15 protein-coding genes, 1 riboswitch and 1 other annotated feature are annotated in these 14,382 nt (G+C 30.3%); all 15 genes read right to left on the bottom strand.

The window, feature by feature from the left end; translation table 11 throughout:
* Entirely contained in the window at positions 1-645 is a 645-nt protein-coding gene (locus tag OC535_RS11765) for an ECF transporter S component (RefSeq protein ID WP_024721883.1), read from the bottom strand.
* A 77-nt stretch (positions 646-722) separates the two neighbouring features.
* A riboswitch (FMN riboswitch) is annotated at positions 723-835 on the bottom strand.
* A 75-nt stretch (positions 836-910) separates the two neighbouring features.
* Complete coding sequence (locus tag OC535_RS11760; protein WP_227052919.1) at positions 911-2,629, bottom strand: S1C family serine protease; 1,719 nt, start codon at positions 2,627-2,629, stop codon at positions 911-913.
* Between the two features lie 98 nt (positions 2,630-2,727).
* On the bottom strand, positions 2,728-3,954 hold the full coding sequence (locus OC535_RS11755; protein WP_024721882.1) for a sensor histidine kinase: 1,227 nt from the start codon (positions 3,952-3,954) through the stop codon (positions 2,728-2,730).
* Positions 3,947-4,621: a response regulator transcription factor gene (locus OC535_RS11750; RefSeq protein ID WP_227052918.1), complete on the bottom strand. Its 675-nt coding sequence runs from the start codon at positions 4,619-4,621 to the stop codon at positions 3,947-3,949. Before OC535_RS11750 ends, OC535_RS11755 begins: the two co-directional genes overlap by 8 nt.
* A complete protein-coding gene (locus OC535_RS11745; RefSeq protein ID WP_024721881.1) occupies positions 4,614-5,570 on the bottom strand; it encodes a PhoH family protein in 957 nt (318 codons plus the stop codon). The genes OC535_RS11750 and OC535_RS11745 overlap by 8 nt, the downstream gene beginning before the upstream one ends.
* Positions 5,571-6,491 (bottom strand): sporulation protein YqfD, encoded by a 921-nt coding sequence (locus OC535_RS11740; protein ID WP_024721880.1) that lies wholly within the window; start codon positions 6,489-6,491, stop codon positions 5,571-5,573. It abuts the gene before it with no gap.
* The gene (locus tag OC535_RS11735) at positions 6,488-6,679 is read right to left on the bottom strand and encodes a YabP/YqfC family sporulation protein (protein WP_024721879.1); all 192 of its coding nucleotides are present in this window, start codon (positions 6,677-6,679) and stop codon (positions 6,488-6,490) included. The genes OC535_RS11740 and OC535_RS11735 overlap by 4 nt, the downstream gene beginning before the upstream one ends.
* Before the next feature lie 100 nt (positions 6,680-6,779).
* Entirely contained in the window at positions 6,780-6,962 is a 183-nt protein-coding gene (gene rpsU / locus OC535_RS11730) for a 30S ribosomal protein S21 (protein WP_003534573.1), read from the bottom strand.
* A 129-nt stretch (positions 6,963-7,091) separates the two neighbouring features.
* Entirely contained in the window at positions 7,092-7,817 is a 726-nt protein-coding gene (locus tag OC535_RS11725) for a tetratricopeptide repeat protein (protein WP_498823911.1), read from the bottom strand.
* A gap of 45 nt (positions 7,818-7,862) precedes the next feature.
* Complete coding sequence (locus tag OC535_RS11720) at positions 7,863-8,504, bottom strand: SIR2 family protein (protein ID WP_498823910.1); 642 nt, start codon at positions 8,502-8,504, stop codon at positions 7,863-7,865.
* 105 nt (positions 8,505-8,609) lie between these two features.
* On the bottom strand, positions 8,610-9,626 hold the full coding sequence (gene aroF, locus OC535_RS11715) for a 3-deoxy-7-phosphoheptulonate synthase (RefSeq protein WP_498823909.1): 1,017 nt from the start codon (positions 9,624-9,626) through the stop codon (positions 8,610-8,612).
* A 40-nt stretch (positions 9,627-9,666) separates the two neighbouring features.
* Positions 9,667-9,913: a binding site (T-box leader), on the bottom strand.
* 57 nt (positions 9,914-9,970) lie between these two features.
* Positions 9,971-10,519: a Sir2 family NAD-dependent protein deacetylase gene (locus tag OC535_RS11710; protein WP_498823908.1), complete on the bottom strand. Its 549-nt coding sequence runs from the start codon at positions 10,517-10,519 to the stop codon at positions 9,971-9,973.
* Positions 10,520-10,936: 417 nt separating this feature from the next.
* On the bottom strand, positions 10,937-12,052 hold the full coding sequence (locus OC535_RS11705) for an IS110 family RNA-guided transposase (protein ID WP_227053805.1): 1,116 nt from the start codon (positions 12,050-12,052) through the stop codon (positions 10,937-10,939).
* Between the two features lie 555 nt (positions 12,053-12,607).
* Entirely contained in the window at positions 12,608-13,222 is a 615-nt protein-coding gene (locus OC535_RS11700) for a class I mannose-6-phosphate isomerase (protein ID WP_498823907.1), read from the bottom strand.
* 3 nt (positions 13,223-13,225) lie between these two features.
* Positions 13,226-14,347, bottom strand: coding sequence for a class I mannose-6-phosphate isomerase (locus OC535_RS11695; protein WP_498823906.1), 1,122 nt, complete (start codon positions 14,345-14,347; stop codon positions 13,226-13,228).
* Positions 14,348-14,382 lie beyond the last annotated feature (35 nt).

The raw sequence follows: 14,382 nt of genomic DNA, 5'->3' as shown, positions 1-14,382 counted from the left end.
TTATCCCTCCTTGAATTTAGATTCTATCGGTCTTACTACATAATAAACAATAGCACTAATAACTCCTTTAATAAAGTTAAATGGGAAATAAATTATAAAAATCGCTTGTCCATAAGGAGATAAAAAATTTAAAAACCCAGGTATAGAGATATTGGTTCCATACTGCTGATTAAAAGAATTTATATCTAATGCAAAAGGTAATTCACTATACCATGTCGGTTTTTGCATTAAATATGTTGGTGTTACAAATAAATAGTTTAATATAAACAAAACAATTGCAAATATTAACATCGTTATAAACATATTTATAATATATGCCAGCCATTCTTTCTTTAATTTTAAATTTTGTGATAAAAAATAATAAACACAACAAATCGTCAAAGAAGCAATCAATGCTGTAATTTGACCAATTGCAATTGGACCAACTGGTCCTTTAAATAATATTGAAACTAAAAATTTACAAACACAAACAAATAACGCCGATTTAAAGCCCAGCATTGAAATTGCCATGATCACGACAACCTCTGATAAATCCAAATTCAGCCATGGCGCAAAAGGATATGGAATTTCCAATAATCCCAATATCATTCCTAAAGCAGCCAAAGCAGCTGATAAAACTAATTTTCTTGTCTTAGTAATTTCCATAATAATCTCTCCTTAAATAAAAAAATATCATGAAAATACTAATCTCCATGACAAAAGTACATATATCATTAACTAATAAATGTCATTCTTCCATCCAGACTTTACTGTCGGTGTAGGAATTTCACCTACTCAGCTTGCGCTCGCGGACTATACCGCCGGTCGGGAATCACACCCTGCCCTGAAGACTTTCTTTTCTTTTAGAAATATATCATATTTATCTTTCATTTACAACAAAAAGGTGCTGTTTTTACCAGCACCTAATAAATTATTGTTCTCCTAAAGTTACTTGAACTGTTTTTTCACTACCATTACGATTAATTACTACAGAAACTTTATCACCTGGTTCTTTTGCATATAATGCAGTTAAGAAACTCTTATAAGTAGTAATTTTTTCACCATCAAATTCAACGATAATATCGCCTTCTTGAATACCAGCTTGACTAGCTGCTCCACCACTACTTACTTTAACAACGTAAATACCATCTGTTAAATCTGTATTGATACGATAGTAACGTAATTGATAACTAGAATATCCAGATAAAGAAACACCAGAAATTCCAAATTGTGGTCTTGTAACTTTTCCGTTTTCAATAATTTGTTCAACACTTTTAATTACATCATTAATAGGTAAAGCAAATCCCATTCCTTCAACTGATGTATCAGATAATTTCATTGAAGTAATTCCGACTAATTCTCCAGCCATGTTGACTAAAGCTCCACCACTATTACCTGGATTAATAGCAGCGTCAGTTTGAATAACGTTCATATCCCAATCATCTTGACCATCATCATTTAAATCTACAGACACTGTACGATCTGTTCCACTAACAATACCTTGAGTAACAGTACCAGCATATTCAATTCCTAATGGACTACCAATTGCTAAAACTGTTTCTCCTTTATCTAATAAACTTGAATCACCACATTTAATTGCACTCAAATCAAAATCAGCTGTTAATTTTAAGACTGCAATATCACTATAACTATCACTACCTAAAACAGTTGCAGAAACTGATTCTTGGTTAGAAAAAACAACTTGGACTTCACTTGAGCCATCGACAACATGAGCATTAGTGATAATATAAGCTTCTTTACCATTAACGCGATATACTACACCACTTCCGCTACCACTAGCAGTTCCATTTGAATAAACTAATACTCCGACAACACTATCACTGACTTTATCAATAACATCACTTGTAGAGCTCTTAACATCATAATTAACTTGCTCAACTTTTGCTCCGCTACCTGATAAAACATTTGAACTACCATTATTCAATTGTGTAAACATAAAGACATTAACGCCTAATGAAACTACAACTAAGATTACTAAAACTATTTGGAATAATTTAAAATTATTAGATTTAGTAATTCTATCTTTATTTTTTTCTATTCTTGTTTTCATTGGCTCAGGACCAGATGATGAATTTGGCATTTCAATTTTATCATCAATCACTTTATCTGATCCATAGTTAGATGCCGCTTCATGTGAGACATTTTCATCAATCACTTTTTGAGTTTCATATCCTTTCGATGTATCTTCTTTAGTTACTTCCCCTAAAGTTTCTTCTGATTTAAAGTTAGATATTACTTCCGATGATTCACTTTCTTTTGATATATCATTTTCAATCATATCTTCTTTTATTGAAGCTTCATTACCTTCTAAATTAGACGCTACTTCTTGAGTTTCATTTTCTTTCAATACATCTTCTTTAGTTACTTCTTCTAATTTAAAGTCTGATGTTACTTCCGGTGATTCACTTCCTTTTGATATATCATTTTCAGTTACACCTTCTTTTATTGAAGCTTCTAAATTTGACACTTCTTCTTGGCTTTCGTTTTCTTTAGTTACTTCCTCTTTTGTTGAAGTCTTTTCAGCTTCTAAATTAGACATTGCCTCTTGAGTTTCTTTAGATTCTAGCGGTCTATCTTCAACTGTTTCTTTTTCATCTATTAATTCATTTGTACGATTTTTATCTTCCATCTTGAACACTCCTTTACTTTACAAAACCATCATAAATAAATAATTTGTTCAAATTATTTTTATATTGTGTGAAAAAACGGTTTACTTGTAAAGGATCTTTATTTTGTCTCTAAAATCGGCAAAGTTATTGAAAATGTTGAACCAATTCCTAGCTCACTTTCTACTTCGATCGTACCATTATTTAGTTCTACCATTCTTTTTACAATACTTAATCCTAATCCTGTTCCAAGTTTTTTGCTTCTAGATCGATCAACTTGAAAGAAACGATCAAAAATCAAAGGTATATCTGTTTTAGAAATTCCAATTCCTTCATCCTGTACTTTGATCATTAAATTTTGATCATCATCATACGCTTTTATTGAAATAACACCAGAATTAGAATACTTTATTGCATTAGAAACCAAATTATTAAGAACTGTTTTAATTATAGTATCATCCAACATCAGATCATGAGATATTTTAGTTTGATAAATCAATGACAACTGTTTATCTTTAGCAAGCGGTTCAAATAATTCTACTGTATCTTTTATTAATAAATTTACATCAATTAATTTTGGTGATAAAACTACTCGAGGCTGTTCTAAACGTGAAAGTTCCAAAATATCTTCAATAATATTTTGCATGCGATAACTTTCCTTTAAAAGTATACCCATAAATTCATCAAAAGTTTCTTTATTTTGAATTCCTTCCTTTTTTAAGATCTCAACACTACCAATAATCGCACTCATTGGTGTCTTTAATTCATGAGAAATGTCAGAAAAGAATTGTTTTTGCATTTTTTCGATTTCTTTAACTTGAGAAACATCTGTAAACAAAATAATACTGCCATCAAAAACAATATCATTTCTAAATACTGGTGTCGTTTCAATTTGATAATAGCGCTCATCAATCGTTATAACAGTTGAAAACTTACGTTCAAAGATATAACTTTGATCAACAACACTTAATAACTGTCCCTTAAAAATATCTTTATAATATTTCCCTCGCAAATGTTTTATATTAAATGCTTCTCTAAAACTTTGATTTGTAAAAATTATAGTTCCTTCTTTATTAATAAAAATCATTGGTAAATTCATTGTTTTAATTAATGAATTAAGTATTTTATGATTAAAATCTTTTTCTCCTTCAACTTCTCTTATCTCATTTTCCTTTTCACGACAATAAAAATCGATTTGATGTAAATATGTTGAATTTGTATCATAAATAATATACAACACTACCAATGTAAAACCAGCTAAATAAATAAATGCATAGCTAATATTCCATATCAATAAGATACAAACAACAATAAATGAAAAAATAACTTTTTGATAATTTTTATTCATCTTTTTTCACCAGTTTATAACCAACTCCTCTTACAGATTGAAAACAAGCTTGACTTTCTTTTAATTTAGATTTCAATTTAAAAACATGAATATCAACTAATCTAGTATCACCATCATAGTTAAAATTCCAAATTTTCATTAATAACTCCTGCCGTGACAAAACTTCTTCTTTATTATCCAAAAACATCTGTAATAGATCATATTCTACTTTAGTAAGATTTATTTTATTTTCACCAACATAAACCTCATGCTTAGTTAGATCCATTTTTATATCCAAATATTTTAAAATTCCTTTAAAATGTTTATGATAACGACGTAAATGGGCTTCTATTCTGGCAATTAAAATATTAGCTTGAAAAGGTTTCGTCAAATAATCATCAGCACCCGATTCAAGTCCCAAAATTATATCATCTTGATCACTTCTAGCAGTAAGCAGAATCATTGGTTTGATATAGCCGCTATCACGACATTCTTTAATGATTTTTATCCCATCTTTATACGGTAGCATCCAATCCACCAAAATCAAATCATAATCATTAGAAAGAATTTTTTGACACGCATCTTTACCATCATAAAGACTATCTACCTGATAGTCTTTATTTTTTAATTCATGACTTAATATTTTATTAATAGATATATCATCTTCAATAATTAATATTTTATTCATCTTTCCCTTCATACCTTTCAATAATTCTTTGAACAACAGGATGTCTTACTACATCCATCGCTGTTAAATGAACAAATGAAATTCCTTTAACATCTTTTAAAATTTTTAATGCTTTTACTAACCCCGATTCAACTCCACGTGGTAAATCAATTTGTGTAATATCTCCCGTAATAATCATTTTTGAATTAAATCCTAGACGTGTTAAAAACATCTTCATTTGATTATCTGTCGTATTTTGGGCTTCATCTAAAATAACATATGCATCTTCTAAAGTACGTCCCCGCATATAAGCAAGAGGAGCAATTTCAATCACTCCTTTTTCAATTAATCTTTCTGTCTGCTCTAAACCAAGCATATCGTGTAAAGCATCATACAATGGTCGTAAATAAGGATCGACTTTTTCTTTTAAATCACCAGGCAAAAAACCTAAATTCTCCCCTGCTTCTACAGCTGGTCTTGTAAGAACGATTTTCTTTACAATATTATTTTTTAAAGCATCAACAGCAAAAACCACAGCCAAATATGTTTTTCCTGTTCCTGCTGGTCCAATCCCAAATACGACATCGTTTCTTTTTAAAGCATAGTAGTACTCCTTCTGTCCTAAAGTTTTAGGATATATCATCTTGCCACTTGCCGTTTTAGTAATTCTAACATTATATAATTCATTAATTCTACTTAAATTATCTTCTTTAGCTAATTTCAATGCATAGACCACATCTCTACGAGTAATATTGATTCCTTTAGAAATCAGCCCCAGCAAAGCAGCAATCACGTTTTTAGCTTTTTTAAAATTATCATTATTTTCTCCAGTTAAACTTAGTTCATCACCACGAAGTGATATTTCTACTCCTAAAGCTTCTTCAATCATTTTAAAATTTTCATCATGATTTCCACAAAAATTATTTAATTGAGCTATACTATATTCTTCTAATTTAACTTGTTCTGTCATTTAATTCTCCTCTTTTGTTGCAATATCTTCAATTAATATATATTGCATTTTTAATACTCTCTTGCCATCAATTATACCATAAGATAAAACTTTTTCTCTATCTATTTTATCAATAGTACCTAATTTAGCACGAATTGTATATAATAAATAACTAAACCCCTCACCCTCATCCATTTTTTTCTTATCAATACTCGCTTCATAATCAATATAAGTATAAGCTTTGATGATTCCTTGAGTCTCTATTATCTTATCAACTTCACTGGTAGAAGTAATTGTATTAGATACTAATAAATCGCCTTTTTTTACATAATCATTAACTTTTACCATAATATTGCCGCTGCTTACATCTATCTCCTGAATTACACCATCTTTACTAGCATATATATTTTCAAAACTTTTTTCCATTTTTTTAGCACTAACACTATTAGTATATTTAATAAATAGAACACTGCCTTCTTGATAGATATTCAAATAATCTATTTTTCCTTTAAATTTTTCTTTCATATCATCATAAATATCATTCAACTGTTCATAAGAGCGTTTTTTATCACCAATACCGATATGATTATCAGATAAAACCTCATTTACTAATTTTGTCGTACTTGGATTATTCCCAATTATTTCTACTCTAAAAATAAACTGATTGCATAAAAAGATAGTTAAGATAAAACTAATAACTCCAATCATACTCAATTTACGATAAAACAATAATAATAAATAATATAAGATTCCTACACTTTTTATAACTGTTAAATGATATTTTCTAACTTGTATTCTTTGATAAATAGGAAGGTAAAATCGATATGTAAAATCATCGATTTTATTTAATTGAAACACTGTTATACGATCATCTTTAAATGACTTTAATAAAGTAATAATATCCTCTGTAACTACTTCATATAAATCATATCCAAATTTCATATAAACCTTAAGCAGTCAATCTTCCCATAAATAATAACTTCTTGATCACTATAATATCTAATTTCTAAATCTTTACCTGTTACTCTAAGAATATTATTCTTCATCTTTATTTCAATAATGTTATTTTCTAACAGCATCAAACACTCATAAAATTTAATTGATAAGCATTTATTTTCCATATATATCATCAAATCACCTATCTAATTATATGATTTATTTTTAACTAAATGCGTTTATTTCAATTAAATTCTCTTACAAACAAAAAAGGGCTTAAAAGCCCAAATTTTTTTATCTTTTACCTTTGTTGTTTTTTCTTGCTGCTTCAGATTTTAATTTTCTTTTTAAACCTGGTTTAACATAAAACTCTCTTTTACGAGCTTCTGCAAGGGTTCCTGTTCTAGAAACTTGTCTTTTGAAACGACGTAAAGCATCATCTAAAGATTCATTTTCTCTTACTACAGTTTTTGCCATCGAACTATTCCCCCCTTTAACTCTAAAGTACGTACCTATTATATATATATTTTTCGTTAATTGCAAGAAAAATAAAGAAAAAGATGAGGTAATGTTTAAAATTAACCACATTTTTGTCATTATTTAACATTATTCTTCTATTTTTTCATCCCCCTCTAATTCTTTTAATAATTTCATAGCATACTTATAATATTTCATTTTACTGGAATTTAAATGAATTGCATAACCAATATCTTTTAATGCTTCTTCATATTTTAATAATCGGGACAATGTCATTGAGCGGCTATAATAATAATCATCTTTTTGCGGTAATAATTCAATTGCCTTATTTTTATCTTCTAATGCTTCATGAAATCTTTTTAATGTATGTAAAAAGATTCCTCGACTATAATAATATTTTGATTCTTGGGGAAATAATTTTATTGCTTGATCAATTTCCTCCAATGATTTTTCATAATTTTTATTTTCAAATTCTTCCCAACTATGACGATAATGAATTTTAGCGTTTTGACGCTCTATATATGTATATATATCATCTTTTTGAAGTATATTTTTCTGATTAGATTGATTATTTTTTATCTCTAACGATTCTTTTAACTTATTAAATTCATCTTGATATTTTTGACACCGTTTTTCTGTTTGAAGCTTCATATATTCAACCGGATCATTAAAATTTGCTTCTTCATGAAATTTTTCAGCGATTTGAAACATTATCTCATCAAAGCCATCTATTTCCACTAAACTCCCTTTGTTTTTTCTTACAACATTATATACTCTTTCATCTGGTTTATCACCAACATAGCACCAGTAAATACCCTCTTTGCATAAACCTGATTCCTTTTCCAGCAGCGACATTAAAGTATGATCACCACCTGCATAACCAATAACGATTGGAATATATTACTTAAGAACTTTTTTCAAAACACCTTCCCAATTTTTCGCTAGAGCATCCATATCTTTTCTTCTATTTAAAGGATTGAAATATAAACTGCGATGAATCTTAGCTACTACTGGTCTTTTAAATTCACCAGAAATATATGGCGCTAAACTTTCATGACTTACTACTTGGGGATGCTTATCCGTGTATATTAATAGAGCATCTTCAATCAGCGAATCAAAATTAGTAGTTATAACTAAATGATTTCTCGTATTCGCAAGTAAAATTGCAAGTGGAAAATAGCCATAACTTGGTGTTTTACCTTCTAATTCGTTTTCCAAAAAAGAATATCCATCATTCGTTCTTCCCGCAAAACGTAAATCAAAAAGATCAAAATAATCATCATTTTTAATAGTATAATCCTGGTTAAAAAAACGCTTATATATATCTCTACCGTATTGGGGATCTAAATCATCAGCACATTCTTTTATATATTCACTGCCTCTTTCATCAGCCCATAAATACTGATGCCACTCTTTCATCAATTGTTCACCAGTACGAATCCCAGAACTTCTAGAAGCTCCTGCTCCTAAAATAAAGCAATATTTTTTACCTGTCACACTATAGCCTTCATATATTTGATCTAGAAATCTATTTACCATCATAATAATTTCTCCCTCGTATATAATTACTTGATTATAGTAATTATATCAGATTTTAACTATCTTATCATCTAATAAAAATCTCTACTTTAATAGTAGAGATCTTTATTATACTTTCTTACCGACAACTTCAGCTATCTTACTGATTTGTTTTAATAACTTCTCATATTTCTCTGGTCTCAATGACTGTGGTCCATCACATAACGCCTTTTCAGGATCGTTATGCACTTCTATCATCAATCCATCTGCTCCACCTGCTACTGATGCTTTTGCCATTGGTTCCACTAACCACCATTTCCCTCCAGCGTGACTTGGATCGATTACGATTGGTAAATGTGTTAGTTTCTTCACTACTGGAATTGCTTGTAGATCTAATGTGTTTCTTGTATAGCTTTCAAACGTTCTGATCCCTCTTTCACATAATATTACGTTTGGATTCCCGCTGGCCATGATATATTCTGCCGACATGATCCATTCTTCAAATGTTGCACTTAATCCTCTTTTTAATAAGATCGGCTTTTTTGTCCCTGCTCCTACTTTCTTTAATAAATCAAAGTTTTGCATATTTCTTGCTCCAATTTGAATCAAATCTACTTTTTCATTAAATTCTTCAAGATACTGTGCATCCATTAATTCTGAACAGATTGGCAGACCAGTTGCTTTTTTAGCAGCTACTAAAATATCAAGTCCTGAAGATCCCATTCCCTGGAATGCATATGGTGAAGTTCTTGGTTTGAAAGCTCCACCGCGTAAAATATTAGCTCCGGCTGCTTTAACAGCTTTTGCAACTTCAATTACCTGTTCTTCACTTTCTACCGAACAAGGCCCTGCGATCAACGCTAGATTTTCACCACCGACTTTAACTCCTGAAACATCGATAATCGTATCATCTGGATGAAATGCCCGATTCGCTAATTTATATGGTTCTGATACTTTCATAACCTTTTCAACACATTCTTCTACTTCAATTGCTTTAGGATCAATTTTAGTCGTATCACCTACCATTCCAATGATTGTTTGAATATCCCCTTTAGATACATGTGGTTGAGCTCCTTTAGCTACAATTAAATTTTTAATTTTTTCAATACCTTCATCACTTGTGTGTGGCTTTAAAACAATAATCATTTTCTTTTCCTCCTATAAATAAACAAAAAACTCGTCCTAATCAAAGGACGAGATAACTTCGTGGTACCACCTTTATTCACTAATAGATCACCCTATCAGCCTCATCAAGTACGCTATTTATTATATAGTTCATACTCTGACACTTTAACGGGTGTAACCGGAGATGCCTACTCAATTCAACATTCTACTCCTTGATGTATTCAACTATTTATTTGGATACCGTCACACCAGCCCGGTACTCTCTTTGCCTAAATGCCTAGTCTACTATTTCAATTCATCGTATTTAATCTATAGATTTATGATACTCATTATTCGTTTAAATGTCAATTAATTTGCTATTTATTTTAAAATAATCGTTCTAAAAATTTTCTTACATTACTAGCAGCATCCTCTTGGATTTCTATAATTCTTGCTCCTCTACTTTTAGCAACTTCTCTTAAATCCACTGCAATCGCTGTATGAAATGAACATCCAATTACTAAAAATATATCATCAGGTTTTAAACTATATACCATCTCATATGCTTTTTGATAATTTGGAGCGGGATCACCATATAATACTGGTTTATTATACAACGACCAGGCTACATCCATTTCATCATCTTCCGGCAATCCACCATGTAATTCTAATGCATCACTTCCAGCAAGCTTATGTAACCCATCTATATTCATAGTAATAATTGGAATATTATACTCTTTTAAAGCATAATGGGCATCATTAGGCTTTGCTCCATTCATATTAGCTTTTAATTGTTTGATTACTTCGTTATATTCCTCGTGATGAGTTTGAGCAAAATTTCTAAACAATTTTTCTCTAACTTCAGGCTTTTCCATGAATGTAGGAATATTGCTTTGTTTACTAATTCCTGCTCCTGTAAAAGCTAAAATCTTCATACATATCCTTCTTTCTGTTATGAAGTGACCTTTGTCAAGTGAAAATTACACATTCATAATAAAATTATTTAATTTTATCATCAATGGCATACAAAAGCCCCAAAATACTAGATTTATCGACAGTTAACCACTCTGTTATACGGAGATTGGCTACTCCAAGGTTAATGGTTCGTCAAATAAGTTCTAACTATCTATATACGTGAATCATCTATAATTTATGATATTCCAGATCGCGACTTCTTTTATATCTTATTTATGCCACAAAGAAAGGACCGTAGATAACTAAACCTGCTTCTCCTTTTTTGAGGCTTTTCTATGCCATTGATTTTGTGTTCTTTTTTTCTCGATTTTTGTCCTCCATTTCTTATTTTTTCTTTAAATTTTCATAATTGTATAGAAAACATCTTTTTACATCTTCTATATTCTTCCTGTTTCCATTCCCCATATAAATCCTGCTAGTTCCCTTGCCACTGCCATGATAGCTACATTATATGGTTTCCCTCTTAATACCATCCTTCTAAATCTTTTTTGTAATCTTTCTACTGCCTTATCTGCATATGCTACGATTTCATCCTCCTGTCCTTTTTGTCTTTTTTTCAACGCTTTTGATTTCTTTCCAACTGTTCCTCTTACTAATGCCTGTGTACATTCTACCAGTGTCTTTCTAACCATCGCATTCCCCATCTTGGTGATTGGTGTATTGCTGTATTTCTCCGCGCTCGAATTCTCTCCTGGAAGCATTCCCAGATTCGCCATAAATGCCTTTGCTGTTGGAAATCGCTGAAAATCACTCACTGTGACATGTATCTTCATTGCTGATAATGTATCTATTCCTTTGAAACAGGAAATTTTAGAAACCGGTTCCTTATATTCCTCTTCTTTTGAAAACTCTTCTATCCTTTCATCATATTTTTCAATACGTTCATTTAAATAATCATAGACTTTTAAATATTCATTTAATGTTTCTCTTACGATTACTGGCAATTCTATCGTTTCAAGCCATTTGATATGGGCCACTGTCCAGTTGCTTTTCCCCTCATATCTTAATCCTCGTCTCAATACCAATGCACTGATCTGCTGTTTGATTCTCTTTCTTGACTGGATGACATCTTCTCTTAGACCTATATATTCCTTGATTTCATTGTCATGTTCTGTTGGTACATGAACAGCTTTGTATGAATCGTGCATAAGATTAGTGGCAATATTAAAGGCATCCATCTTATCATTTTTTACTTTTTTATTTTTGACTGATCCATGCATTGTTGATGGTGCTAATATAACACATGGAATATCATGGTATGCAAGTTCATGATATAAGGAAAATCCTAAACATCCAGCTTCATATCCTGTTAAAATATCCACCTCATTTTCTTCACTCATTCTTTCTTTAGCTGACTTAATAAATTTAAGAATATTCTTTACTTCAGCAGCACATTTTGTCTGTGCAATAACTTCTCCTGTTGATGAATTGATTCCACATAAACTGTACGTATTTTTATGGACATCCATCCCAATATAAATTATACTTTTCATAGTGACCTCCTATTGTCGTTATGGTATCGACTTTCATAATTTTGTTTTTTTACTAATCTTATTATGAATCGTAATCCACTTTTTGACAACTTAGGAGGTCACTTCATATTATCTATTGTTAATATTAAAATCTTATATGATCAGCATAGCACTTTAATTGAATTTTTCAAACAAAATCATCGCTTTCTTTTTCAATGTCAAAGATAATTATTTTAAATAATTTTATATCTTTTCTGATTTTTTTAATCCATGAACATTAATCACATGTTCTTTTTAACATTTTATTTTCATTTATTATTGTACTAAACAAAAATAATTAAAACATTTTATAATAATCCCTAATGATTTTTTAGATAACGATTATCATAATATAAACTTACTTTTAAAAACTCCCCATATTAATCGACACCCTAAAGCATAAAAAGATTGAATTCTATTAGCATAAATATAGATTTCAATCTTTGATCATCGAATAAAAACTGATAATACTTCTTACTATTAAAAGTTGATTATCCAACGTTATCTTGATCATTTTAATAGGTAATTAAAATAATCTCAATTTCTGACATACGCTTTTAAAACTTTGATTTCCTCATCTGGATCTTCTGGTCTAATTGTAAATTGTTTTACACTTGCAGGAATAATAACAGTCTCAACATAATGTAAGATAAACGGATCAAAGGCATTTATAGGACTTTCAATCACTGCACTTGTTCCTTCTACCAGATTTAACATATTAACTCCATCATTTGTTTGATGAAAAGTTTTTGTACGACTTGTTATAACTCTGGTTTCAATAAATTCTAATTCATGTAATCCTGTTTTAATTTCGGTATAGTCATCATTATTTTCAATAAGTTCAAAATGATTAACTAAATTATCTTTCACCCATGTTGTTGTACGATTCCATTGAATATTCTTTTTGCCATCTTCAATATGAATCGGACGGGGAAGACCATCTAATCCTAGCCGATCCCAATCCCAAAGTTTAAATGTAAAAATATATGGTGTCGCACTAACTTCCAAAACCATACAATTTGCTGATGAACAATGAACTGTTCCAGCGGGAATAAGATAATGATCATGTTTTTTTGCTTCAAAAAAGTTGATATAACGTTGTACATTGAATGATTCTTCGCCAGCTTGAGCTCGTTTTAATTCATTGATCATCTCTTATTTTTGAATATCTTCCTTTAGCCCCAAAAAGACTCCGCCACCTTCTTGACAATCCAAAATATAATAGCTTTCATCTTGAGTATAGGTCATCCCAAAATGAGATTTAATATATTCAGTTAAAGGATGAACCTGCAAACTTAAATTTTGTCCTTCCATAGTATCAAGAAAATCAAATCTAATCGGAAATTCTGCTCCAAAACGTGCAAAATTCTTTTCTCCTAATAAATTTTCTGGTTGATATTGAACAACATTCATAGCTGGTGTCTCAATAACAATATCGCCATATTTCAAATAAAGGCTATTCTCTTCTGGAACACCGTCAAAACTCCAGGCAAAGTTATCTTCATTTGAATCTAATCCACATACTTCTTTCATCCACTGTCCACCCCAAACACCAGGATCAAAATATGGGACTAATCTAAATGGTCTTCGACTTATTTGTTTTAATCCTGCTCTAAAAGCTTCACCAGAAATCATCTTAGGTTGATCAGCCTTATTTGTATCTAAATAAAAATCAATTTCATCATATAAATCACGTTTAAGTTTATCAGCTATTCTCCATTCAATAAAGAAACCGCGTTTATATTTTCTTAGAATATCTTCATCATTATTATGACATTTGAAGTTTGGCATTCCTTTACGGTATCTTAATTGAATTTCCCATCTTGCCAAATCTGCATAAACGAGAAGATCACCTTTTGTAATTAAACTTGCTCCAACACCATAAATAAGGCAAATTCCAGCACAATTACTCATCTGTGTTTGAAATATGCTTCTTTTTTTCTCATCAATAAAATCCCTCATTTGTCCATAGTACATTATTCCTCTTACACGATCATCTGTTAAATGCTTCGACATCATAGAGGTTAATACTGCCTCATCATAGAACATATCAGCACTTTTAATAACACGATCAGGTTTTAATCCCTTTATTAATGCTGTTAATACTTCTTCATCGTTTACACCTGGATAACAATCTACAACTATTATTTTTTTATCACCTAAATGTTCTAAGATTTTCTTTGCAATTGCTTCATATCCCTCAATCCCATCATCATATCCAATAATATTTGTCACCGGATACTTATCATAATTCGATTTTCTATTTAAATAACGCAAAATATCACCATTCCTTTCTTTAAGTTTTATTTTTA

The sequence above is a fragment of the Clostridium sp. Marseille-Q5894 genome, from assembly GCF_946902305.1.
Taxonomy (GTDB): domain Bacteria; phylum Bacillota_I; class Bacilli_A; order Erysipelotrichales; family Coprobacillaceae; genus Thomasclavelia.
Note: the sequence above shows the minus strand (reverse complement) of the source record. Positions and strands in the feature narration are given on the sequence as shown.

Coding starts and splice junctions, on each gene's coding strand:
- OC535_RS11765 (WP_024721883.1), bottom strand. CDS start 645: ATGGAAATTACTAAGACAAGAAAATTAGTTTTATCAGCTGCTTTGGCT.
- OC535_RS11760 (WP_227052919.1), bottom strand. CDS start 2,629: ATGGAAGATAAAAATCGTACAAATGAATTAATAGATGAAAAAGAAACA.
- OC535_RS11755 (WP_024721882.1), bottom strand. CDS start 3,954: ATGAATAAAAATTATCAAAAAGTTATTTTTTCATTTATTGTTGTTTGT.
- OC535_RS11750 (WP_227052918.1), bottom strand. CDS start 4,621: ATGAATAAAATATTAATTATTGAAGATGATATATCTATTAATAAAATA.
- OC535_RS11745 (WP_024721881.1), bottom strand. CDS start 5,570: ATGACAGAACAAGTTAAATTAGAAGAATATAGTATAGCTCAATTAAAT.
- OC535_RS11740 (WP_024721880.1), bottom strand. CDS start 6,491: ATGAAATTTGGATATGATTTATATGAAGTAGTTACAGAGGATATTATT.
- OC535_RS11735 (WP_024721879.1), bottom strand. CDS start 6,679: ATGATATATATGGAAAATAAATGCTTATCAATTAAATTTTATGAGTGT.
- rpsU (WP_003534573.1), bottom strand. CDS start 6,962: ATGGCAAAAACTGTAGTAAGAGAAAATGAATCTTTAGATGATGCTTTA.
- OC535_RS11725 (WP_498823911.1), bottom strand. CDS start 7,817: ATGTCGCTGCTGGAAAAGGAATCAGGTTTATGCAAAGAGGGTATTTAC.
- OC535_RS11720 (WP_498823910.1), bottom strand. CDS start 8,504: ATGATGGTAAATAGATTTCTAGATCAAATATATGAAGGCTATAGTGTG.
- aroF (WP_498823909.1), bottom strand. CDS start 9,626: ATGATTATTGTTTTAAAGCCACACACAAGTGATGAAGGTATTGAAAAA.
- OC535_RS11710 (WP_498823908.1), bottom strand. CDS start 10,519: ATGAAGATTTTAGCTTTTACAGGAGCAGGAATTAGTAAACAAAGCAAT.
- OC535_RS11705 (WP_227053805.1), bottom strand. CDS start 12,052: ATGAAAAGTATAATTTATATTGGGATGGATGTCCATAAAAATACGTAC.
- OC535_RS11700 (WP_498823907.1), bottom strand. CDS start 13,222: ATGATCAATGAATTAAAACGAGCTCAAGCTGGCGAAGAATCATTCAAT.